Below are 23418 nucleotides of genomic sequence, written 5' to 3'. Positions count from 1 at the left end.
GCACTGGTTAGGGGATGTCCAGCATTGTCCAGCTGGGATTCCTGGTGTCCATGGGAATTCTGTGGCGTTTCGCGATCTTGGTAACTTGGCTCAAAAGTGCCTGAGGTGACGGCCTATTGCGATCGACTGGGATTGTTCAACAAGGGGCACTCCCGGGCCCTCAGGCACGGGAGGCGCGTCACAGCGGCCGTGATGGGTACGTACTCGGTGATGACCAGGGGCAGTTGAGATCCGCCCGGAACCTGGCGACGGACCTGGGCGTCTTAACTCACGACGACCGTGCCCCATCCTCCCGTGGGGGAGGCGGCGAAGAAGTACGCGGGACAGCAAACGCCAGGCACCGCCACCCCACGCCACGCTAACGCTCGGCCCTTAGGGGTTCCCCATGCCGCAGGCTGGGGTGTGATGCGCCAGTTCTACGCACAGCGAAGTGATCCACACATGGTGTCGATGTGGCCCGCCGTGTTCCTCGGCGTGTAAACGGAAAGGAACGAGCGCTCATGCGCGAGATCCTCGGAAGGCGACGCAGGCTCCTGTCCAGGCTCACCGGCAGGAAGTCTGACCAGAGTCCTGGTCTGATCGGCGCGGCCCTGACCTTTGCCACGGCATGGAAGTGGCCCGTGGTCCCGGGCGTCGGACTCGACCGGCGAGACGGCACCCGCTGCGCCTGCCCCGACCCCGACTGCACAGTGCCTGGAGCCCACCCCCTCGACCCCGGTCTGCTGACCGCGACGACCGACGAGCGCATGGTGCGCTGGTGGTGGACGAACCGCCCGGACGCCCCCATCGTGCTCGCCACCGGCGTCGGCGCTCCGTGCGCCGTCAGCCTGCCCGCGGTCGCGGGAGCGCGCGCCCTGGCCGCACTCGACGAGATGGGCATCAGGCTCGGCCCCGTCGTGGCGACCCCCGCCCGCCTCTTCCTGCTCGTAGCGCCGTACTCCATGGAGCAGTTGGGCGAACTGCTGTACGCCAAGGACTACGTGCCGGGCTCGCTGCGCTTCCACGGAGAGGGTGGCTATCTCGCGCTGCCGCCCTCCGGGACGGGGCAGGGACCGGTGCGCTGGGAGCGGGCTCCGCTGCCCGGCTCGGCGGCGCCGTGGGTGCCCGATGTCGAGGCCGTGGTGGACGCGGTGGTCGACGCCCTCACTCGTACGGGTGTGAGCGCACCCGAGTTGTAGGGGAAATGGGCGCGCGGCGAGCCGGGCGCCCGGCAAACCTCGTTAGTGTCAGGCCCCATGAACCCCCGCCTGATCGCGCTCATGGGCGTCGTGGCCATTACGGTTCTCCTGCCGCTCGCCGGCGCGTCCGCGGGGCCGGTGGGCGACGGCGGCCCCGAAGCCGGGCCGCCGGAGCGGCCGGCGGACGCGGCATCGGGGGCGGTACCGGATTCCGACGCGAAACAGCCCTCCACGGAGAGGCCGACTTCGAAACGGCCCTCTACGGAGGGCGCGTCTTCCGGCGAGCGACCCTCGGATGGCCGGTCTTCGAGCAGCCGGGCCGCGGACGACGCCTCGCTGCTCAAGGGGCTCGGCCTCGACAACGCCGCACAGTGCGGCCCCGAACTCACCTCCCCCAAGGGCATCGAAGCCCAGACGTGTGTCCTGACCCAGGGGCACGACACCTGGGGGCGCACGTACTACCGCAACACGACCGGTGATGAGCTGAGCGCCGTACTGACCGTTATGGGGCCGGGCGGACGCACCGTCCAGATGCACTGCGAGGTCGGCGCCGCTGACGAACCGGGGGCCTGCGATACACCTCGGGAGCGTACGGCCGGGAATGCCGAGGAGTATGCGGCGGTGGTGGAGTTCGCGGACGGGAGCGGCGGACCGCTGCTCCTGCGCTCCGGGAGCAATTCCGCGCGGCCGGAGGCCAGTTGAGCCAGCGGGTCGGGCCTGACTGCGGGCCGGACATGAAAGCGCCCGGTTGCTGGCGACGGGGGATGCACCAGCAACCGGGCTACCTGAACGGTAACAAGAGATCTGCTCTGGGCAAATTCGATCTCGGATATCCAGACAGGGATTTACCTGCGGTGACGGGGAGTTGTGACGGGAGTCACCCGTACCAACAGACTGACTGGTGGGTCAGCTCAGCGTCACCTGGCGGTTGGTGAGACCGCCGCGCGCCCGGCGCTCCTCCGGCGTGAGCGGGGCGTCGCTGCCCAGCGCCTTCGCGAGCCGGTCGGCGAACTCCGCGGCGGGCTTCTCGATGTCCTCGGCGCCCATGCCGCTCGGCAGGTCCCACACCGGGACCGTCAGGCCGTGCGCCCGGAAGGACCCGACCAGACGGGTGCCGTCGCCGAGGCTCGACGTACCGGCCGCGTGCAGCCGGGCGAGCGCGTCCAGGAGCTGCTCCTCGGGGTGCGGCATGACCCAGCGCAGGTGGTTCTTCTCCGGAGTCTCGCACCAGTACGCGGAGTCGACGCCGGAGAGCTTCACGGTGGGGATGGCGGCGGCGTTCGCCCGCTCCAGGGAGGCGGAGACCTCCGTCGACGCGTTCTCCGAGTCCGGGACCCAGAACTCGAAGCCCGCGTGCACGACCGGCTCGAATGGGCCCTCGGGGTCGAGGAGATCCTGCAGGCGCGGCCCGTCGGCGGGGGCGCGGCGGGCCTGGACCGGGGAGCCGGGCTCGGCGGTCAGGGCGCGCTGGAGGGTGTCGGCGAGGTCGCGGCTGATGTCGCCGGACGCGGTGTCGTTCTGCAGGCCGAGGAGGACCGAGCCGTCGTCGCGGCGCAGCGCGGGCCAGGCCATCGGCAGGACGGTCGCCAGGGAGACGGAGGGCACGCCGTCGGGCAGCCCGTCCTTGAGGGGCAGTTCGACGGTCGCGGCCGGGACGAGCTCGCGCAGCGCCACCCAGTCGCCCTCGCCGGGCAGGCCTTCGAAGGGGCGCTGCACGAGCTCGGTCACCGCGTGCGCGGCGGCCCGGCCGTGGCAGGCCTTGTAACGGCGGCCCGAACCGCAGGGGCAGGGTTCGCGGGCGCCGACGACAGGGACCTGCCCGTCCGTCAGCTGCGGCTGCTTGCCCTTGGTCTGAGGGCGCTTCTTGGCCATCTTGGGTGTCTCCCGGATGCGGCTTTACAGCGTGGCTCTTCGTACGTCTTGGGCGTACGGGCGCGAGCCTAGCCGCTCACCCGGAGGGCGACGGGATTCAGCCTGAGTCAGCGGGACTCGTCAGCGGGACGTGTCACCGGACTCGTCAGCCACCGTGGTCCCGGGATCCGTCGTCTCAGTCACGGTCCGAACCACCGTGTCAGTCGCGGTCGTCGAAAGGGTCCGCGTACGCGAGGTCCGGAATCGCGGAGCCCGCGGGGGCCGCGACGCGCGTAGCGAAGTCCTCGTGACAGTGCCCGGCATGAACGACGACCCACACCGTGACCTCGCCGTGGGTGTCGTCACGCACGCCCCACGTCTCGGCGAGAGCCGTGATGATGTTGAGCCCGCGCCCGCCGTGCGCGGTGACCGAGGGCGTGGCCGGAACGGGGCGGGTCGGGCCACCGCCGTCCGTCACCTCGACCGTCAGCCTGCCGGTCGCGTCCACGCGCCATGCGGCCCGGACATCACCGTCGCCGACCATTCCCTCGCCCAGCGGCCTGCCATGCCGGCAGGCGTTGCTGAGCAATTCCGAAAGGATCAGTACGGCATCGTCGACGACCGATTCCGGCACCCCGTTCCCGCGCAGTTGCTCGCGCATACGGTGCCTTGCTTCTCCCACGCCCGCCGGGCCATGGGGTACGGCCATACTCGACGACGCGGGCACCTCCCGTGCCACCACCAACGCCACCCCCGAGACCTCCTTCGCCCCACGCCACGGTGTGAATGCCCCAATGGACTGGACCGGAAACCGGCCAATCCTTGTGCGGTGACGCACTCGTAACGATCGAATACGGACCGAACGCGCCGGTGCACACCCTGTAACGGACGGGATCGCGGTTAGCGACGGCCCAACTGGGACAGCACCTGCTTGGGGCGATTGGTGATGATGGCGTCGACGCCGAGTTCGGCGCAGAGCTCCACGTCCTCGGGTTCGTTCACGGTCCACACGTGCACCTGGTGACCCGCGCGTTTGAGTCTGGCCACGTAGGCGGGGTGGTTGCGGACGATCCGCATGCCGGGGCCCGCGATCCGCACGCCTTCGGGCAGTCGGCCGTCACGGTGGCGGGGCGAGACGAACTGCATCAGATAGACCGTCGGCAGGGTGGGGGACGCGGCCCGCACGCGGTGCAGGGAGCGCGCCGAGAAGCTCATGACGCGTACGGGAGAGGGGCCGTCGACGGGAGGGGAATCCAAACCGAAGCGCTTCAGTAGAAGGAGCAGCCTTTCCTCGACCTGACCGGCCCAGCGTGTGGGGTGCTTGGTCTCGATGGCCAGCTGGACGTCGCGCCCCGAGGCGTTGCTGTCGGCGACCAGCTCGAGGAGCCGCTCCAGGGTGAGGACGGAGGTGTCCGCCCAGTCGGGGCCTTCGTCGGCCTCGCCGTGGTTGCTCTTCCAGGAGCCGAAGTCGAGCGTCGCGAGATCGGCGAGCTCCAGGGCCGAGACGGCTCCCCGGCCGTTCGACGTCCGGTTCACACGACGGTCATGGACACAGACGAGGTGCCCGTCCGCCGTGAGGCGCACATCGCATTCGAGAGCGTCGGCACCGTCCTCGACCGCTTTCTTGTACGCGGCCAGTGTGTGCTCGGGGGCGTCTTCGGAGGCTCCGCGGTGGGCGACGACCTGGATCTGCTGCTGTCGTGCGAGGGTCACCGCGTCATGGTGCCATCACGGGGTACTCGAAGGCTTGCCCAAGGTGTCGCACACAAAGCCGGATACACAGGATCGGCTTATGGTGCCCTGACAGCCCATGGGAAAAGCTGACTGCAGACACATGCACAGTTGGGCACAGCCAGGCCGTGACCGAGAACGACAGCGTGGACCGAGGAGAAGAGCTGTGAACACCGAGAACGAGGGCAACGAGGTACCCCCGGCCCCGTCAGCGCCTCCTGTGCCGGTGGAATCTCCCGCTGCTTCCGCCGACCCCGCGACCCCCGCCGCCGGGCCCGCCCCCGCGGCGCCGGCTTCCGCCGCGTCCGCCCACGAACCGGCGGCGCACGAGGCTCCCACACACGCCGGTGCCACTGCGGGCGCGCCCCAGTACGCCGCCCCGCACGCTTCCGGTGCCGGCGCCTGGCCGCCTCCGCCGCCGCCCGCCGTTCCCTCGTACGCCCAGGGCGGCGGCTCCGGCTCCGGGTGGGGCGCGTCGTATGCGGCGCAGCACCCGGAAGGGCCCAAGCCCGCCGGCCGTCGCGGTGGCCTGATCGCCGCGGTGCTCGTGGCCGCGCTGGTCGCGGGCGGTGTCGGCGGCGGCATCGGCTTCTGGGCTGCCGACCGGAACGACAACAGCACGGGCTCGACCACGGTGTCGGCGTCGAACACCCCGGCCGACCTCAAGCGCGACCCCGGCACGGTCGCCGACATCGCGAACAAGGCGCTGCCCAGCGTCGTCACCGTAGAGGCCCAGGGCGGGAACGGCGAGGGCGGCACGGGCACCGGCTTCGTCTACGACACTCAGGGCCACATCCTCACGAACAACCACGTCGTGGCCTCCGCGGCGGACGGCGGAAAGCTCGCGGTGACGTTCTCGGACGGCAAGAAGTACGACGCCGAGGTGGTCGGCCGCGCCGAGGGTTACGACGTCGCGGTGCTCAAGCTCAAGAACCCGCCCTCGAACCTGAAGCCGATCCCCCTCGGCAACTCCGACAAGGTGGCCGTCGGCGACTCGACGATCGCCATCGGTGCCCCCTTCGGCCTCTCGAACACGGTCACCACCGGCATCATCAGTGCCAAGGACCGGCCGGTGACCTCCAGCGACGGCGCGAGCAGCAAGAGCTCGTACATGAGCGCACTGCAGACCGACGCCTCCATCAACCCGGGCAACTCCGGCGGCCCGCTGCTGGACGCGGGCGGCGCCGTCATCGGCATCAACTCCGCCATCAAGCCCGCGGAGAGCGGCGGCGGCCTCGGCGGTGGCGGCCAGTCCGGCTCCATCGGCCTGGGCTTCGCCATCCCGGTCAACCAGGCCAAGTACGTCGCTCAGCAGCTCATCAAGAACGGCCAGGCCGTCTACCCCGTGATCGGTGCGTCGGTCGCCCTGCAGGAGAACACGGGCGGCGCCACGATCTCCCAGGAAGGCGCGAGCGGTTCGCAGGCGGTCACTCCGAACGGCCCGGCGGACAAGGCGGGCCTCAAGCCCGGCGACGTCATCACGAAGCTGGACGACACGGTGATCGACAGCGGCCCGACCCTGATCGGCCAGATCTGGACCCACAAGCCGGGCGACACCGTCGAGATCACCTACAAGCGCGACGGCAAGGAGCACACGGTCGACGTGGTCCTGGGCCAGCGCAAGGGCGAGAGCTGACCCGCTACTCTTGTCCCCGCACCGCCCTGAACGGCGGTGCGGGGTGGGTTGCCCGAGCGGCCTAAGGGAACGGTCTTGAAAACCGTCGAGGCGCAAGCCTCCGTGGGTTCAAATCCCACACCCACCGCAGTGATTGAGAGCCTCTGACCAGCTGAATCGGTCGGGGGCTCTCGCGTTTCAGGCCCCTGGATGAACCCGATACTCCACGTGGACGCTGTGCGGCGAGCCTAGGAGGAGGTGGGAGACGAGTGCGGTGTTGTTCTACAAGATCACTGGATTCGTCTCCAAGGAGAAACTCGTGTTGAAGCGCATCGCATCCGTTCTCGCCGTGGCCACCGTGGCCGGGTTCCTGGCCGCCGGCACCGCCGTCGCCGACGACCCCAGCACCACCCACAGCGAGGGCCGCTACGCGGGCCAGGTCGCCGGCAACCTGGGCGGCCCCTACGGGATCACCTACTACGGCCAGGCCGACGGTGGTCACCGGGACGGAACCGCCCTCCACGGCTTCGGCCTCGACGGCTGAGGTCTGCGGGTCGTAAGGGGCGCCTCTCACTGAGAGGCGCCCCTTACTCGTCCTCTGCTGGGGTGGTGCCAGCAACACCCCGGAGAGGGCGGGTCGCCGTATGTTCCGGGCCGCTCGGATTCGCGAACGTGGAGGACGTCAGCACGGCACGTCCCCGGCACGTCCCCACCGCGAAGATTCGAGGCCCGTCATGAGCACCAGCGCACTGCCGTACGCAGCCGCTCCCACCGCTTCCTCCTCCGAGCGGGCCCCGGGCGGGCGCTCCGCGGGATCCCCGGGCTTCTGGCGGGCGCCGTTCGCCGCCTCCACGTACCGGGAGATCGGCTACACGCTGACGTCGCTGCCCATCGCCATCGTGGGCTTCACCTTCGCCGTGACGATGTTCTCGCTCGGCATGGGCCTGTTCGTCACCGTGCTCGGACTGCCGGTCCTCGCGGCCGCGTTGGCCGGGGCGCGGGGGCTCGGTGCCGCCGAGCGGGGGCGGGCGCGGGCGTTGCTGGGATGGGAGGTCGCCGGGCCCGGTGCTCTGGCGACGCGGCGGGACGCGGGGGCCTGGGAAAGGATGCGGGCTCGGCTCTCGGACGGTGCGGGCTGGAAGGCGCTGCTCTTCCAGTTCGTGATGTTCCCCTCGCGGGTCGCGTCCTTCGTCCTCAGCGTGACGTTCCTGGTCACCGGCTGGGTCGCCGCGCTCCTTCCCGTGTACTCCTGGGTGTTCCCGCGCTACCTCGACTGGCCCGGCTACCGGGTGTTCGACTACACCTCGGGCGGCGAGCGCCACGAGTTCTACCTGGAGTCGCCGGTGCAGATCGCGGGGGCGTCCCTGATCGGCCTCGCCATCGTCTTCCTCACCCCGAAGCTGGTCCGCGCCCTGACGAACATCGACCGTGCGGCCGTGCGTTCGATGCTCGGATAGGCGAGGTTCGGCTGGTCGGCACGGTAGCCGTCACAGCCAGTGGTAAGGGGCGTCCGCCATAGCGGACGCCCCTTACCGTGCGCTCTTGGGCTTCCCGTTACGCGTGCCCCGTCAGCCGAGCCGCCGACGCGATCGTCGAGCGGGCCTCGCGTTCCGTGAGGCCGACCCGTAGCGCGGCAGCGGCGAGTTCATCGGCCAGGGTCTCGCCGATGCCGTTCTCGTAGGCGCGGCAGGCGGCCCAGAACAGGCGGGTGTTGCGCTGGCCCTCGTGCGCGGCGAGTACGAACTGGACCAGGCCCTGACCTCGTTGGACCGGGGCGGGCATCTGCGGGAGCGTCGGGTGGTGGGCGCGGGGCGGCGGCGTGAGCAGGCGCAGCAGTGCGGTCGGGCAGCTCGCAGGCGGGAGATGGGCGGTGCCGGGCACGGCGCTGTAGACGCCGTGCTCGGTGCGCGAGCCGGGGCCGACGAGATAGCCGCCCGCGCCCCTGATGTCGATGCCCGGGGCCAGGCGCCCCGCGGAGTTGGGGACGACGGCGTCGGGCGGGCCGGCGAGCCAGATGTGACGGCCGCCGCTCGGGGTCGCCACGACGACCGTGGCCGGGATCGTGAAGAGGTGGCGCAGCGCCAGTTCGCGCAGGGCCGCCGGAGCGTCCGTACCGGACTTGGTGTCCAGGTCGATGCCGATCAGATGGTGCGGGGGCAGCCCGCAGGCGATGCCGTAACCGGTGGCCCAGGGGGCGGCGGCGAAGAGCTCGCGGATGCGCCGGGGGTCGGTCGACGCGTCGTAGACGCCGTGTCCGGGGCGGCCGCATTCGCCGTGGCAGGGGGACGGTTCGGGCTGCTCGTGATGAGGGGAGCGGAGCGCCGGAAGTTTGGCGCGGGAGAGCGGGATGACGGCGAGGCCGCGCTCGGCGGCGGACAGAGCGTGGGCGAGTACGAGTGCGGTGGCATGGCGGTCGATGGTGGCCATGGATTCATTTTCGTACAAGTGTTCGAGGAAGGGAAGAGGGGGAGGGTGCGGCACGCCGATGACACGCGGACGCGGGCGCCGATCTTCATGAGGTGGCGGAACGCTTCAGCGCGTGCGGCGCATGGGTTTGGGGCGGGTCCTGGGGTCTGAACTGGGGCTTTGGTGGGACGAAGCATGTTTATCGACTTGTACTCACGCTTGCGGGGGAATCGGGGCTTCCGGGGTGGTTCGCCGGGGATTCGGTGGGCAACTCTGGACTCGCGACGTCGAGCAGAACCCACAAGGCGGTCGGCCAACCGCCTTGGAGCAAGCGGAACTTCAGGTACGTCCGGCGTATCGCCGGTGCGTACCCCCGTAACGGAGGAATTGACATGGCAAGCATCCGTACCGCCCGCGTCATCGCTGCAGCCGCGGCCCTGCCCCTGGCTGCCGCACTCTTCTCGGGTGTCGCGACGGCTGACAACGGCGCCTTCGCGAACGACGGATCGAATGCGGGCGTGGCGACTGTCAACGGCAGCGGCGTCGGCGGCAACAACAGCGGCAACTCGTCCACGTCGCAGCAGCAGGCCGTCGGCTCCGGCGCCTCGAACCAGAACAACACCGCCCAGGTGAACGGCTCGGCGTTCACGGCGATCGACCAGTCGAACGAGAACATCGCCGTCAACTTCACCCACCTCTGGTGAGGTGACGGCTCCCCGGGACAGCTCCCGGGGGCTTCTCAGATGGGGTGTGTGACGTTCTGCGCGGCGGTGCAACTGCACCGCCGCGCAGGCGTGTTCCTGCTCCGGGGTCGCGACCGGCGCGTCCGGCTCCCGCGTCCGGCGCGTCCGGCTCCCGCGTCCGGCTCCCGCGTCCAGGGAGATCTCTTGACACCGCAGCAGTTTCTGACGGACAGTCAGAAACAAGTCAGGAATCACTGTCGGTGCGACGCCCTTACGCGAAGGAGAGGCCGCCGCCGTGCACCTCGCCCCCACCGAACGCCAACAGCAGCTGCGGGCCGAACTGCGCGACTACTTCCGGGACCTGATGCCGGAGGGGCCGCCCGGCGGGGACGATCCGGAGGGCCAGCGCCGACTGCTGCGGCGCATCGGGGCCGACGGACTGCTCGGCCTCGGCTGGCCGGTCGAGTACGGCGGGCAGGGGCGCGGGCCCGACGAGCAGTTCGTCTTCTTCGACGAGGCCTACCGCGCGGGCGCGCCCGTATCCATGGTCACCCTGAACACCGTCGGGCCGACCCTGATGAAGTACGGCACAGAGGCGCAGAAGACCACCTTTCTGCCGCGCATTCTCAGCGGTGACCTCGTCTTCGCGATCGGGTACAGCGAGCCGTCCGCGGGGACGGACCTGGCCTCGCTGCGGACGCGGGCGGTGCGCGAGATCGAGGGGCCCGCCGGTACGCCCGGGGGAGCGTGGGTCATCGACGGGCAGAAGATCTTCACGTCGAACGCCCAGAACGCCGACTGGATCTGGCTGGCCTGCCGCACCGACCCCGAAGCGCCCAAGCACGAGGGCATCTCGATCATTCTCGTGCCGACCGACGCGCCCGGCTTCTCGTGGACGCCGATCGAGACGGTGGGTGGCCTGACGACGACGGCGACGTACTACGACGGGATCCGCGTGCCCGCCACGAACCTCGTCGGCGAGGAGAACGGCGGCTGGGGGCTCATCACCAACCAGCTCAACCACGAGCGGGTGGCGCTCGCGGCGATCGGCATGCAGGCCGAGGATTTCTACTCCGCGGTCCTCACCTTCGCCCGCACACCCGATCCGGTGACGGGCGAACGCCGGATTGACGCCCCGTGGGTCCGATCCAGGCTGGCCGAAGCGCAGGCCCGGCTGGCGGCAACGCGCCTGCTCAACTGGCGTTTGGTGGGGGACGTCGGGGCGGGTGCACTGGCGCCGGGAGACGCGAGCGGCGTGAAATTCGTGGGAACCGAATCGGCGGTGGAGGTGTACCGAATATGTCAGGAAGTCACGGGCGAGACGGGTCTGGTCCGGGCCGGTTCAACCGGATCCCTGACGCTCGGGACGGCCGCTGAGGGGGAGTTGGAGCGGATGAACAGGGCGGCGCAGATCAATACGTTCGGGGGCGGGGTGAGCGAGGTGCAGCGGGAGATCGTGGCGACGATGCGCCTCGGGATGCGGAGGGGGCGGCGGTGACCGATCTTTCGTACGAGACGTTGAAGGCGTTCGAGGGGCGGGCGGCAGCCACGTCCGGCGCGGGCAAGGACCCGGTCAACGAACCGATGATCCGGCACTGGTGCGAGGCGATGGGCGACACGAACTCCGCCTATGCCGGGCCGGATCCGATCGCCCCGCCGACCATGCTCCAGGCCTGGACGATGGGCGGACTCTCCGGGCACCAGGGGCGTTCGGCGGCCTACGACGAGTTGTTCGCGCTCCTGGACGGCGCGGGGTACACCTCCGTCGTGGCCACGGACTGCGAGCAGGAGTATCTGCGGGCGCTGCGGCCGGGGGACGAGATCACCTTCGACGCGGTCATCGAGTCGGTGTCGGAGCGCAAGACGACCAAGCTGGGCACGGGTCACTTCGTCACGACGCGGATGGACGTCAGAGCGGGCGGCGAGCCGGCGGGGACGCACCGCTTCCGGATCCTCAAGTACGCACCCGGGCAGCGCAGGCCCCAGGGCAAGCGGCCTCGCCCCGTGATCAACCGGGACAACGCCGGGTTCTGGGACGGTGTGGCCCGCCACCGGCTCCTGATCCAGCGCTGCGGCGGCTGCCGGGCACTGCGCTTCCCCTGGCTGCCCGGCTGCAACTCCTGCGGATCGCTCGTGTGGGACACGGTCGAGGCGAGCGGCGAGGGCACGGTCTACTCGTACGTCGTCATGCACCACCCGCCCTTCCCCGCCTTCGATCCCCCGTACGCCGTCGGGCTCATCGATCTGGCGGAGGGCGTGCGCATGGTCAGCAACGTGGTGGGGGTGCCCAGCGACAAGATGCGGATCGGGCAGCCGGTGCGGCTCGAATTCCAGGAGGTGGAGCCGGAGTTGGTGCTCCCGGTCTTCCGGGCCGTCGAGAGCATGGCGGGGGGCGGGGTCTGACATGGACTTCACGCCCACGGAGGAGCAGGCCGCAGCCCAGGGCCTCGCCCGAGAGATCTTCGGGGACCTGGCCACGCCCGAGCGGCTCGCGGCGGCGGGGACAGGGTCGGACGCCGAGCTGTGGAAAGCGTTGTGCGCGGCGGGGCTTCCGGGTGCGGTGGAGGACGTCGGGTTGCTCGGCCTCGTGCTGCTGCTGGAGGAGCAGGGGAGGACGACGGCGCAGGTGCCGTTCGCGGCTACCTGTGTCTTCGGTCTGCTCGCGGTGGCGGCACACGGCACGGAGGAGCAGCGGGGGCGGCTGCTGCCGGGTCTCCGGGACGGTACGGCGATCGCGACGGGGGCGTTCCCGGCGCGGGGCGGAGTGGTGGCCTCCGTGGACGCGGCGCCGGGCGGTGAGTCCGCCGCGGAACTGACCGGGGTCGTGCCATGGGTGCCGTGGCTGCGGGATGCCACGGAGGTACTGGTGGCGGTGCGCGACCCGGCGCCGCGGGGCGGCCACAGCCTCTGGAGAGTGCGGGTGGCCGAAGCGGAGACCGAGCCCGTGGATCTGACCGCGCCTTGGGCGGCGGGGCGGTTGGTCCTGGACGGGACTCCCGGGGAGCGGATCGGAGGAGAGGGGGCGTACGAGGATGTCCTGGCCGACGCGCGGACTGCCTTCGCGGGGTTGCAGGCCGGGGTGTGCGCAGGGTCGTTGGCCCGCGCGGTGGCGTACACGAACGAGCGGGAGCAGTTCGGGCGTCCGCTCGCGGCCAAGCAGGGGGTGCAACTCCGGGCGGCCGACGCCCATATGGACACCGAGGCGATACGGGTCACGGCGTACGAGGCGGCCTGGCGGCGCGACGCCGGTCTGCCGTACGGCACGCATGCGTTGACCGCCGCGTGGTGGGCATCGGAGGGCGGTAAGCGCGTCGTGCACGCGGGCCAGCATCTGCACGGCGGCATGGGGGCGGACCTCGACCACCCCGTGCACCGGCACTTCCTGTGGGGGCGGCAGCTGGACGCGTACTTGGGGTGCGGTAGCGAAGTCCTGGAGGAAATGGGCGACTTGATCGCCCGGAGCGCGCAGGAGGGGGAGGCATGACGGGGGGACGGGGCGCTGTGGGAGGAGACGGCGTGAGGGGGAGGTCGTATGCCGGAGGAGGGGATGGCGTGCGGGTGGGTGACGAGCTGCCGGAGCTCACCATCCCGGTCACCCGGACACTGATCGTCTCCGGTGCGATCGCGTCCCGGGACTACCAGGACGTGCATCACGACGCGGCGGTGGCCAAGGAGAAGGGCTCCCCCGACATCTTCATGAACATCCTGACCACGAACGGCCTGGTCGGCCGGTACATCACGGACCACTTCGGTTCCGGGGCGATCCTGCGCAAGGTGGCGATCCGGCTGGGTGCGCCCAACTATCCCGGGGACACGATGGTCCTGACCGGTTCCGTGGAGCAGGTCGAGGGCGATACGGCCACGGTCAAGGTGGTCGGGGCCAACGGCATCGGCAAGCACGTCACCGGCACGGTCACGGTCACGGTCCCGGGCGGGGTGGCCCGGGGCGGGACCACCTCGGGTGGGGCAGCGCCAGGCGGGCCGGCCCCCGGTGAGCCGACTGCCGGTGAGCCGGTCGTCGGCGGGCCCGCGGCAGGGGGTGCGGCATGAGCGTACGCACGCGTGACCGGCTCGGCGGGAAGGCCGCTGTCGTCGGGATCGGGGCCACCGAGTTCTCCAAGGACTCGGGGCGCAGTGAGCTCAGGCTCGCGGTGGAGGCGGTGGGCCTGGCGCTCGACGACGCCGGGCTGAGCCCGGCCGATGTCGACGGCATGGTCACGTTCACCATGGACACGAACCCGGAGATCACTGTCGCGCAGGCGGCCGGGATGGGGGAGCTGTCGTTCTTCTCGCGCGTCCACTACGGGGGAGGCGCGGCCTGTGCGACGGTCCAGCAGGCGGCGCTCGCGGTGGCGAGCGGGGTGGCCGAAGTCGTCGTCTGCTATCGCGCGTTCAACGAACGCTCGGGGCGCCGGTTCGGTTCGGGTGTGCAGCATCGGGAGCCGTCGGCGGAGGGCGCGGCGCTCGGCTGGTCCCTGCCGTTCGGGTTGCTGACCCCCGCTTCGTGGGTGGCGATGGCGGCCCAGCGCTATCTGCACACGTACGGCCTCACACCCGATGCCTTCGGCCATGTGGCGGTCACCGACCGGAAGTACGCGGCGACCAACCCCGCGGCCTATTTCCACGGGAAGCCGATCACGCTCGCCGAGCACGCCGCGTCGCGCTGGATCGTCGAGCCGCTGCGGCTCCTGGACTGCTGCCAGGAGACCGACGGCGGACAGGCGATCGTCGTGACGAGCGTGGAGCGGGCCAGGGATCTGCCGAAGCCGGCGGCAGTGATCACGGCTGCGGCCCAGGGGTCGGGCCGGGCACAGGAGCAGATGACCAGCTTCTACCGCGACGACCTGAGCGGGCTGCCGGAAATGAGTGTGGTGGCCAGGCAGTTGTGGCGCAGCTCCGGTCTCACGCCGGGCGACATCGACGTCGGCATTCTCTACGACCACTTCACGCCGTTCGTCCTGATGCAGTTGGAGGAGTTCGGTTTCTGCGGGCCGGGGGAGGCGGCGGATTTCGTGGCCGGGGAGATGCTGCCGTTGAACACACACGGAGGTCAGCTCGGGGAGGCGTATCTGCACGGGATGAACGGCATAGCGGAGGCGGTCCGGCAGGTGCGCGGCACCTCCGTGAACCAGATACCCGGCGCGGCGCGCACGCTGGTCACCGCTGGCACCGGTGTCCCCACATCGGGGTTGATTCTGGCGGCGGACGGCTGAACGCGGCGCGTGTCACGGGGGCTGCGGAGGATCTGGGCCGTTCACTCGGCGTATGTGCTGCCGAAAACTGATGATGGGACTTGTCCTCGCCGTCGCCTTCACCGCCCTGGCCATGGGCGTGACGCCGACCGGCGCCGTGAGCAGAGCCGAGGCCGACGGCCGTGCGGCCGGTGCGGGTGCCGGTACCGGTGCGGGGAGCCGTGCGAGCGGCTGGCCGGCCGGCGTGTCGACCTTCCGCGGCCGGGCGTTCGACACCTGCCTCGCACCGTCCGCCGACACGATGCGCCGCTGGAAGGCCTCCTCCTACGGGGCGGTGGGCATCTACTACGGGGGCCGCGGCCGGGCGTGCAAGCGCCAACCGCAGCTGACCCGCGGTTGGATGCGCGCGGTGCGGGGGCAGGGGTGGAAGGTGCTGCCGGTGTACGTCGGGTCGCAGTCGCCCTGCGTCATCGCGAAGCACAAGAAGCACGTCCGCATGGGGCGGTACCCCGTGCGGCAGGGAACCCAGGAGGGACGTGACGCGGTAACGAAGGCCAAGGCGCTCGGGATGGGGCGGTTCAGCCCGCTCTACCTGGACATGGAGGCGTACACCTACCGGCAGAAGGAGTGCGCGCACGGCACCCTGGCCTTCGTGCGGGCCTGGAACCGTGAGGTGCGCAGGTTCGGTTACATCCCGGGGTTCTACAGCAGTGCGAACTACGGGGTACGGCACATGGAGACGGCGCGGCGGGCGGGGGTGCGGGATCTGCCGTCGGTGATGTGGTTCGCGCGCTGGCACAAGCGGGCGAACCTGTACAACGAGCCGGTGCTGAAGAGCGACGCGTGGCGCCCCGAGCGGCGCATTCACCAGTACGCGGGGAACGTGAAGGAGCGGCACGGCGGGCGTACGCTCAAGATCGACCGGAACCTCGTGCACGCGCCGGTGGCCAAGGTCAGCTAGCCCGGGGGCGGGCCCCTCCAGCCACCATCTCCATCCTCCCGGCGTCCTCCCCCGCCCACCAACTCGCCGTCCTGTCAGGGATGAACCCTCAGGGGTGTGCTCCACCTCCTCCACCTTCAGGAGGTGGGGCTACCACCCCGCGTACAACCTGAGGCGGACACCGCTTCGGGACCTGCGGCCGATCCGCTGAAGTAGGGGGCGCTTCTAGCGTGGAGCCATGACCGTATCCATGGTGCCCATGTGCACCAGCGCATCGAAGGCCGCGACGCGGACAGCGGGTTCTTCGGCGTATCCGTCGTTCGCGTCGTACGTCCGGGCGCGTCAGCCCGTGTTGCTGCGCACCGCGCGCTCGCTGACCGCGAACCCCTGCGATGCCGAGGATCTGCTGCAGACCGCCCTCACCAAGACCTACGTCGCCTGGGACCGGATCCAGGACCATCGCGCGCTCGACGGCTATGTGCGCCGGGCCCTGCTGAACACCCGGACCTCGCAGTGGCGCAAGCGCAAGGTCGACGAGTTCGCGTGCGACGACCTGCCCGAGCCCGACGTGGCGCCGGTCGCGGACCCGGCCGAGCAGCAGGTGCTCAGGGACGCGATGTGGCGCGCGATCATGAAGCTGCCCGCGCGGCAGCGGGCGATGGTAGTCCTGCGGTACTACGAGGATCTCAGCGAGGCGCAGACGGCCGAGGTGCTCGGGGTCTCCATCGGCACCGTCAAGAGCGCGGTGTCGCGTGCCCTCGGCAAGCTGCGCGAGGACCCGGAGCTCACGCCGGTCCGGTGATCACCGCGGTTCCGCCGCCGGGCCTTCGGGGGTCCCCCGCCGTTCCTCGGCCGTGCCCCGCCGTGCCCCGCCGCTCCTCCGCACTGCCGGCCGCACTGCCAGTGCCGGACCTTTCTTCTCCCTGACTAGTGACATACCGTGCGGTATGCGGCAAGAATCTGGCGAGCCCTACTGCCAGGTAGGTCATTCGGGAGCCGCCCCGGATGAATGCCGCGCGCCCATCGGGAGGACGCCGTGCTGAGCACGATGCAGGACGTACCACTGACCGTCACCCGCATCCTCCGGCACGGGACGACCGTGCACGGGTCGTCGCAGGTCACCACATGGACCGGTGAGGCCGCCCCGCAGCGCCGCAGCTTCCGTGAGATCGGCGAACGCTCGGCCCAGCTGGCCCACGCCCTGCGCGATGACCTCGGGGTCGACGGCGACGAGCGCGTGGCCACCTTCATGTGGAACAACGCAGAACACGTAGAGGCCTACTTCGCGGTCCCCTGTATGGGCGCCGTCCTGCACACCCTCAATCTCCGGCTGCCCGCCGACCAGTTGACCTGGATCGTGAACCACGCGGCCGACCGCGTCGTCATCGTCAACGGCTCTCTCATCCCCCTGCTCGCGCCCCTGCTTCCGCAGCTGCCGACCGTCGAGCACCTGGTGGTCTCGGGCCCCGGCGACCGTTCGCCGCTGGCCGGGATCCAGGCGCGGGTGCACGAGTACGAGGACCTGATCGGCGCCAAGCCCACGACGTACGACTGGCCCGAGCTCGACGAGCGCACGGCCGCCGCCATGTGCTACACCTCCGGCACCACCGGCGACCCCAAGGGCGTCGTCTACTCCCACCGCTCCATCTACCTGCACTCGATGCAGGTCAACATGAGCGAGTCCATGGGCCTGACGGACGCGGACACCTCCCTCGTGGTCGTCCCGCAGTTCCACGTGAACGCCTGGGGTCTGCCGCACGCCACGTTCATGACGGGCGTGAACATGTTGATGCCGGACCGTTTCCTGCAGCCCGCACCGCTCGCCGAGATGATCGAGACGGAGCGGCCCACCCACGCGGCCGCCGTCCCCACCATCTGGCAGGGGCTGCTGGCCGAGCTCTCCGCGAAGCCGCGTGACGTCAGTTCGCTCGGCCAGGTCACCATCGGCGGCTCGGCCTGCCCGCCCTCGCTGATGGAGGCGTTCGACAAGCTGGGCATGCGCGTCTGCCACGCCTGGGGCATGACGGAGACCTCCCCGCTCGGCACGGTCGCCCGGCCGCCGGCCAAGGCTCTCGGCACCGATGACGAGTTCGCCTACCGCCTCACCCAGGGCCGCTTCCCCACCGGTGTCGAGGCGCGCCTGGTCGGCCCCGGCGGCGAGTACCTGCCGTGGGACGGCGAGTCCGCGGGCGAGCTGGAGGTGCGCGGGCCGTGGATCGCGGGCGCGTACTACGGCGGCGCGGGCGGCGAAGAGCTGAAGCCCGAGGACAAGTTCAGCGCGGACGGCTGGCTGAAGACCGGTGATGTCGGCGTGATCAGCTCCGACGGCTTCCTGACGCTCACCGACCGCGCGAAGGACGTCATCAAGTCGGGCGGCGAGTGGATCTCCAGCGTCGAGCTGGAGAACGCGATCATGGCCCACCCGGACGTCGCGGAGGCGGCGGTCGTCGCCGTCCCCGACGAGAAGTGGGGCGAACGCCCGCTCGCCACCGTCGTGTTGAAGGAGGGCGCGAGCCTCGACTACGCCGCCCTGCGCGACTTCCTCACGGGCACCATCGCCAAGTGGCAGCTGCCCGAGCGCTGGGCGATCGTGCCCGCCGTGCCCAAGACGAGCGTCGGCAAGTTCGACAAGAAGGTGCTGCGCAGGCAGTACGCGGACGGGGAGCTGGACGTCACGAAGCTCTGACCTGACGACGTGCGCGTGGCGCCGCTCCCCCCGTGGGGAGCGGCGCCACGCGCTGAGGGCTCTGGAGGCCGGCTAGTTCGTGCCGATCTTCGCCAGCAGGTCCACGATGCGGCCCTGCACCTCGGTGCTCGTCGACCGCTCCGCGAGGAACAGCACCGTCTCCCCCGCCGCGAGGCGCGGCAGCTCCGTCTGGTCGACGGCGGCGGTGTAGACGACGAGCGGGGTGCGGTTCAACTGGCCGTTCGCGCGCAGCCAGTCGATGATCCCGGCCCTGCGGCGACGTACCTGCATCAGGTCCATCACCACCAGGTTCGGCCGCATCTGCGCCGCGAGCGTCACCGCGTCCGCGTCGCTCTCGGCTCGCGCCACCTGCATGCCGCGCCGTTCCAGCGTCGCGGTCAGGGCGAGCGCGATCTCCTCGTGCTCCTCGATGAGCAGGACGCGCGGCGGGTGCTGCTCGCTGTCGCGGGGCGCGAGCGCCTTCAGGAGTACGGCGGGGTCGGCGCCGTACGCCGCCTCGCGTGTCGCCTGGCCGAGTCCCGCCGTGACGAGTACGGGGACCTCGGCGGCCACGGCGGCCGTGCGCAGCGACTGCAGCGCCGTACGCGTGATCGGTCCGGTCAGCGGGTCCACGAACAGGGCCGCGGGGAACGCGGCGATCTGGGCGTCGACCTCCTCGCGGGAGTTCACGATGACGGGGCGGTAGCCGCGGTCGCTCAGCGCCTGCTGGGTGGTGACGTCGGGCGCGGGCCAGACGAGCAGGCGGCGCGGATTGTCCAGCGGCTCGGGCGGCAGTTCGTCGTCCATGGGCTGCGGCTGGGGCCGGTTGGCGACCTCGACGGCGCCGCCGGGACCGTCCAACGGCTCCGGGCCCTCGTCGGCGTCCTCGTCCGGTGCGCCTATCGCGTACGAGCGGCCCGTGCCCTCCGTGGCGGACCCGATGCGGGACTGCGGGTGACCCTGCGCCGGGGGGTGCGGGCGCGCGGCGGCCTCGGGGCGGTCGTCGCCCGCGGGGGCGGGGGGAGTGGACAGCCTGCGGCGACGTCCCGAGCCTCCGACGGAGCCGCCGAGAGAGCCGCCGGGGGAGCCGCCGAGTGTGTGGGACTGCGACTGACCCGGAGCCGCGGGCTGCGTCGGCGCCTGCTCCGGGAGCGGTCCTGCGGTGGGCCGCTGCGGAGCGTCCGGGGTGGGCGCGGAGGGCGCGGAGGGCTGGGGCTTGGCGGGCGGCGTCTGGGCCGGGGGAGCCTGCGGTGCCGCCGCCGGGGTCTGGCCCTGCTGCTGCCCGAGCCGGCGCTGCTTCTGCTGCTCGGCGATCTGCTGGCCGAACGGTACGCCCTGCCCGAGCGTGCGCACGCTGATCGCGCGCCCCTGCGTCGAGTTGGGGTCACCGGGCGCGGCCTCGGCGGGCAACGGCTGCGCGGCCCGCCCCTGGGCCCCGCGCTCGGGCGGCAGCGCGACGCCCCTGCCGGGTGTGTGGACGCCGCGCGCCGGAGTGCCTTCGGCGTACGTGGTGGGCTGCGAGGGAACACCGGCGTCCGGGCCCCCCTGCGCCTCCCCCGCCGCACCGGCGGCTGCGGGGGACGCAGCGGCGGCAGAAGCGGGAGCGGTTGGCGCTTCCGGGCCGGCGGGTGCTCCCGGAGCTGCGGGAACCCCCGGAGTGGTGGGCGCTCCCGGCGATGCGGGTGCTCCCGGGCCGGCGGGCGCTCCCGGGCCGGCGGGTGCTCCCGGGCCGGCGGGTGCTCCCGGAGCTGCGGGCGCCCCCGGCGCGTTTGGCACCCCCTGCGAGGCGGGTGCCTGACCCGGAGCCTGCCCCGGCCCAAACGCTGGCCCAGGCCCTGATGCCTGGCCCTGGCCCTGCCTCGGCAGTCGGCCCTGGCCCACCGCCTGGCCCTGTCCCTGGTCCGGCAGCTGGCCGGGCGCGGGCGCTTGGCCCTGACTCTGACCCGGCAGCTGGCCTTGGCCCGCCGCCTGGCCCTGGCCTCGGCCCGGCAGTTGGCCAGACGCAGGCGCGGACGCCTGGCCCTGCCCCTGACCCGGCAGCTGGCCGGGCACGGATGCCTGCCCCTCGCCCAACGCCTGGCCTTGGCCCTGGCCCGCCACCGGCGTCCGGCCCTGCCCCTGACCCCACGCCTGGCCGCCCTGACCCAACTCCTGCCCAGACGCCTGCCCCTGTCCCCCGCGCGACCGGCGGCGCCCCGTCGGCGCGTCGGCGGGATGGGGCTGGGGCGGGGTGTGGTCGTCGGCCGGGTGGTGCAGAGCCGCTTCGTGCTGCCCCGTGTCGTCCTGGTCCGCGGACGCGGGCGGCAGCGCGAAGACGCGCCCGCTGGGAGCCTCCTCGGCAGCTGCCCGCTCCTTGGCGGCAGCCAGCGCACGGCGACGCCGTCCCGTCGGACGTGGCGAGGCCTCGCCCGCCTCACCGGCGGCAGCACCCGGCCCGGCGACAGCCACAGCCGTCCCGACCCCGGAACCCCCGGCGGCAGCACCCTCCTGCCCGCCACCGCCCGAAGGCAGAGCGGGCGGCAACGCCAACTGCTCGTCGTTCCGTCGAGCCCGCTGCCCGGAAGCGGCAGGAGCCACCGCCCCCGCGGGAACCGGCACGCCCTGCGGCGGCACCGTCTCCCCCAGCGCCGCTGACCCGGCCGCATGCTCGGCAGCCGTCACCACGGAACCCACAGAGCCCACAGAGCCCACGGAACCCATAGAACTTACGGAGCTCGCCAGGCCCTCCGCAGGACTCGGCCGCCCACGCCGCCGCCCCGTACCACCGGAAGCCCGTGACGGTGCAGAACCCTCGCCCCCCGCAGACGCCTCCGAAGCAGGCTGCGCCCCGGCCCCGGCCCCGGCCGCCGCCTCGGCAGCGGCCCCCGCCTCAGCAGCCCGTGCCTCCGCTGCCTGCGCCGCGTCGGCCTCCGCCGCACGCCGCCCACGCCGTCGACCCGTACCGCTGGGTGAGGTCCCGACGGGAGCGTCCTCGGTACCGGCAGCACCCCCCGAAGTCCCGCCCCCCGAAGCGCCGCCGTCGGGGACCGAACTCTCCAAGAACGAGTCGACCGAGGGCCCCGCAGCCCGCCGGGCCCGCCGCCGACCGCCACCCGTAGCGGGCGAAGCCTGCGCGGGCACCACGACCGAAGAGCCGACGGAGGGGACTGAGCCGACAGAGCCGGCCGGCGCTTCGGGGGCCGCGGAAACCGCCCCGCCCCCCGCACCGATCGGCACTTCGAGAACGTACGCATTGCCGCTCATCCCCGGCACCTCATGCGTCTGCAGCACACCGCCGTGCGCTCGCACGATGCCCCGGACGATCGGTTCGTGCACCGGGTCTCCCCCGGCGTACGGACCCCGCACCTCGATGCGGACGACCTCGCCGCGCTGGGCCGCGGCCACGACGACGGTCGAATCCACGTACCCACCGGGGGCGACCATGGCCGAAGGGCCCGTACCGGCGCGTGCGTTGCCCGTGGCGTCGATGCCCGCCACGTCGGCGACCAGGTGGGCGAGCGCCGTGGCGAGCCGCCCCGGGTCCACCTCGACCTCGATCGGCGGCGCGTGCACCGCGAACTGCGCGCGTCCGGGCCCGATCAGCTCGACCGCGCCCTCGACACCGTTCGCGACGACGGCGTCCAGCATCACCTTCACGCACGACAGCTGATCCGCACCCGAGTCGAGGAGCTGGAAGCCCAGGACGTTGTCGACGAGCGTCGTGATGCGCGCGTAACCGGCGGAAAGGTGGTGAAGGACCTGATTCGCCTCGGGCCACAACTGCCCCGCGTCGTCCGCCGCGAGAGCCGACAGCTCGCGCCGCAGCTCGTCGAGCGGACCCCGCAGCGACGAACCGAGCACGGCGAGCAACTGCTCGTGCCGCGCGGCCAGAGCGTCGTACCGCTCCTTCTCGCGCTCGGAGAGTTCCTCGAACCGGTCCTTCTCGCGCTCCGCGAGCGCCGCGTACCGCTCCTGCTCGGCTGCGATCTCCTCGGCGCGCTGCTCGGCGGCGGCCGCCAGCTCCGCCGCGTGCCGCTCGGTGGCCGCCCGCAGCTCCTCCGTGCGCCGCTCCGTGGCGGCCTTCATCTCCTCCGCGTGCGCAGCGATCGCGGCCTCGTGCTCCTCGGCCAGCGCGTCGTAGGGCCGCCGGTCGGTGAACGTCATGACCGCGCCGACGAGCTGGTCCCCGTCCCGGACCGGCGCCGTCGTCAGGTCGACCGCGACCCGGTCGCCGCTCTTGGACCACAGGACCTGCCCGCGCACCCGGTGCTTGCGCCCGGAGCGGAGCGTGTCCGCGAGCGGGGACTCCTCGTAGGGGAAGGGCTCGCCGTCGGCGCGGGAGTGGAGCACCAGGTTGTGCAGCTCCTGCCCGCCGAGGTCGCTGGCCCTGAAGCCCAGTATCTGCGCGGCGGCGGGGTTGACGAGAACGACCCGCCCCTCGGTGTCGGTCCCGACGACACCCTCCGCGGCGGCGCGCAGGATCATCTCGGTCTGCCGCTGGGAGCGCGCGAGTTCGGCCTCGGTGTCCACCGCGCCCGAAAGGTCGCGTACGACGAGCATGAGCAACTCGTCACCGGTGTAGCCGTAATTGTCGTACGCGTCCCGGATGTCCTCGAGGTTCGAGCTGGTGACCTCGACGGGGAACTCGCTGCCGTCCGTACGGCGCGCGGTCATCCGCGTCGGCTTCGTACGTCCGCGCTCGTCGATGGAGTCGGGCCTGCGCATCGATCCGGGAATGAGCCGGGAGTCGAACTCCGGCAACAGATCGAGGAGCCCGCGGCCCACGAGGGCGGTGCCGGGCGTCTCGAACGCCTCCAGCGCGATCGCGTTCGCGTTCACGACGGTCCCGTTCGCGTTCACGAGGACCAACGCGTCCGGCAGCGCGTCGAGTATGGCTGCGAGGCGAGCAGCGCCTCGGGATGGCCTGCTGCTCACGACGACGCTTCCTCCCTGGTTACTGCTGCTTGCCGACTCGCCCAGGCCATCTTGCCCCGCGGCCCGCAGCGTGTCACGAGAGGGAGTCTACGGGGCGTGGTTGTGCGCGCGATGCCGGATGAGAGGGAGGTCGCACGCAGAAGATGTGAGGCTTCCGTACCGCCTGGTCACGAGGAGGTGGCGGCCGACCGGATACGACCATGGCCGGAAACCCACCCGGAA

At 71.6% G+C, this 23418-nt stretch carries 18 protein-coding genes, 1 tRNA gene and 1 pseudogene; 15 read left to right on the top strand and 5 right to left on the bottom strand.

What is annotated here, in order from left to right:
- Positions 1 to 500 precede the first annotated feature (500 nt).
- Positions 501 to 1178, top strand: coding sequence for a bifunctional DNA primase/polymerase (locus ABXJ52_RS18145; protein WP_367043640.1), 678 nt, complete (start codon positions 501 to 503; stop codon positions 1176 to 1178).
- Positions 1179 to 1235: 57 nt separating this feature from the next.
- On the top strand, positions 1236 to 1880 hold the full coding sequence (locus ABXJ52_RS18140) for a hypothetical protein (RefSeq protein WP_367043639.1): 645 nt from the start codon (positions 1236 to 1238) through the stop codon (positions 1878 to 1880).
- 204 nt (positions 1881 to 2084) lie between these two features.
- Here the strand turns inward: ABXJ52_RS18140 and ABXJ52_RS18135 are convergent, their stop codons facing one another.
- The 3 genes from ABXJ52_RS18135 to ABXJ52_RS18125 form a co-directional block, all read right to left on the bottom strand.
- On the bottom strand, positions 2085 to 3050 hold the full coding sequence (locus ABXJ52_RS18135) for a DUF5926 family protein (RefSeq protein ID WP_367043638.1): 966 nt from the start codon (positions 3048 to 3050) through the stop codon (positions 2085 to 2087).
- A 199-nt stretch (positions 3051 to 3249) separates the two neighbouring features.
- Positions 3250 to 3867 (bottom strand): ATP-binding protein, encoded by a 618-nt coding sequence (locus ABXJ52_RS18130; protein ID WP_367043637.1) that lies wholly within the window; start codon positions 3865 to 3867, stop codon positions 3250 to 3252.
- Between the two features lie 62 nt (positions 3868 to 3929).
- Positions 3930 to 4742 (bottom strand): glycerophosphodiester phosphodiesterase, encoded by an 813-nt coding sequence (locus ABXJ52_RS18125; RefSeq protein ID WP_367043636.1) that lies wholly within the window; start codon positions 4740 to 4742, stop codon positions 3930 to 3932.
- 184 nt (positions 4743 to 4926) lie between these two features.
- Between ABXJ52_RS18125 and ABXJ52_RS18120 the strand changes: the two genes are divergently transcribed.
- From ABXJ52_RS18120 to ABXJ52_RS18105, 4 genes are all read left to right on the top strand, one after another.
- The gene (locus ABXJ52_RS18120) at positions 4927 to 6396 is read left to right on the top strand and encodes a trypsin-like peptidase domain-containing protein (RefSeq protein ID WP_367043635.1); all 1470 of its coding nucleotides are present in this window, start codon (positions 4927 to 4929) and stop codon (positions 6394 to 6396) included.
- Between the two features lie 42 nt (positions 6397 to 6438).
- A tRNA-Ser gene (locus ABXJ52_RS18115) sits at positions 6439 to 6523 on the top strand.
- Positions 6524 to 6694: 171 nt separating this feature from the next.
- Complete coding sequence (locus tag ABXJ52_RS18110; RefSeq protein ID WP_367043634.1) at positions 6695 to 6919, top strand: hypothetical protein; 225 nt, start codon at positions 6695 to 6697, stop codon at positions 6917 to 6919.
- A 190-nt stretch (positions 6920 to 7109) separates the two neighbouring features.
- Positions 7110 to 7832, top strand: coding sequence for a sensor domain-containing protein (locus ABXJ52_RS18105; protein WP_367043633.1), 723 nt, complete (start codon positions 7110 to 7112; stop codon positions 7830 to 7832).
- Positions 7833 to 7929: 97 nt separating this feature from the next.
- Here the strand turns inward: ABXJ52_RS18105 and ABXJ52_RS18100 are convergent, their stop codons facing one another.
- Positions 7930 to 8802 (bottom strand): bifunctional DNA primase/polymerase, encoded by an 873-nt coding sequence (locus tag ABXJ52_RS18100; RefSeq protein WP_367043632.1) that lies wholly within the window; start codon positions 8800 to 8802, stop codon positions 7930 to 7932.
- A gap of 371 nt (positions 8803 to 9173) precedes the next feature.
- On the opposite strand from ABXJ52_RS18100, the gene ABXJ52_RS18095 reads away from it, so the two are divergent.
- The 9 genes and pseudogenes from ABXJ52_RS18095 to ABXJ52_RS18055 all read left to right on the top strand — a co-directional run bounded on the left by ABXJ52_RS18095 (position 9174) and on the right by ABXJ52_RS18055 (position 18282).
- The gene (locus ABXJ52_RS18095; RefSeq protein WP_160506015.1) at positions 9174 to 9485 is read left to right on the top strand and encodes a hypothetical protein; all 312 of its coding nucleotides are present in this window, start codon (positions 9174 to 9176) and stop codon (positions 9483 to 9485) included.
- Positions 9486 to 9759: 274 nt separating this feature from the next.
- Positions 9760 to 10962, top strand: coding sequence for an acyl-CoA dehydrogenase family protein (locus ABXJ52_RS18090; protein WP_367043631.1), 1203 nt, complete (start codon positions 9760 to 9762; stop codon positions 10960 to 10962).
- Entirely contained in the window at positions 10959 to 11867 is a 909-nt protein-coding gene (locus ABXJ52_RS18085; protein ID WP_367043630.1) for an OB-fold domain-containing protein, read from the top strand. Before ABXJ52_RS18090 ends, ABXJ52_RS18085 begins: the two co-directional genes overlap by 4 nt.
- A gap of 1 nt (position 11868) precedes the next feature.
- Positions 11869 to 12948: an acyl-CoA dehydrogenase family protein gene (locus ABXJ52_RS18080; protein WP_367043629.1), complete on the top strand. Its 1080-nt coding sequence runs from the start codon at positions 11869 to 11871 to the stop codon at positions 12946 to 12948.
- Between the two features lie 68 nt (positions 12949 to 13016).
- A pseudogene (locus tag ABXJ52_RS18075) lies at positions 13017 to 13394 on the top strand (MaoC family dehydratase); the annotation flags it as partial.
- Positions 13395 to 13510: 116 nt separating this feature from the next.
- Entirely contained in the window at positions 13511 to 14677 is a 1167-nt protein-coding gene (locus ABXJ52_RS18070) for a lipid-transfer protein (protein ID WP_367043628.1), read from the top strand.
- 67 nt (positions 14678 to 14744) lie between these two features.
- Positions 14745 to 15617 (top strand): DUF1906 domain-containing protein, encoded by an 873-nt coding sequence (locus ABXJ52_RS18065; protein ID WP_367049112.1) that lies wholly within the window; start codon positions 14745 to 14747, stop codon positions 15615 to 15617.
- A gap of 217 nt (positions 15618 to 15834) precedes the next feature.
- Positions 15835 to 16398, top strand: a complete 564-nt coding sequence (locus ABXJ52_RS18060; RefSeq protein WP_367043627.1) for a SigE family RNA polymerase sigma factor — start codon at positions 15835 to 15837, stop codon at positions 16396 to 16398.
- Between the two features lie 234 nt (positions 16399 to 16632).
- A complete protein-coding gene (locus tag ABXJ52_RS18055) occupies positions 16633 to 18282 on the top strand; it encodes a long-chain fatty acid--CoA ligase (RefSeq protein WP_367043626.1) in 1650 nt (549 codons plus the stop codon).
- 72 nt (positions 18283 to 18354) lie between these two features.
- On the opposite strand, the gene ABXJ52_RS18050 is transcribed toward ABXJ52_RS18055, so the two are convergent.
- The gene (locus ABXJ52_RS18050) at positions 18355 to 23196 is read right to left on the bottom strand and encodes a PAS domain-containing protein (protein WP_367043625.1); all 4842 of its coding nucleotides are present in this window, start codon (positions 23194 to 23196) and stop codon (positions 18355 to 18357) included.
- Positions 23197 to 23418 lie beyond the last annotated feature (222 nt).

It is taken from the genome of Streptomyces sp. Je 1-332 (genome assembly GCF_040730185.1).
Classification (GTDB): domain Bacteria; phylum Actinomycetota; class Actinomycetes; order Streptomycetales; family Streptomycetaceae; genus Streptomyces.
The sequence above is the reverse complement of the archived record's forward strand: the minus strand, read 5'-3'. Positions and strand labels throughout refer to the sequence as shown.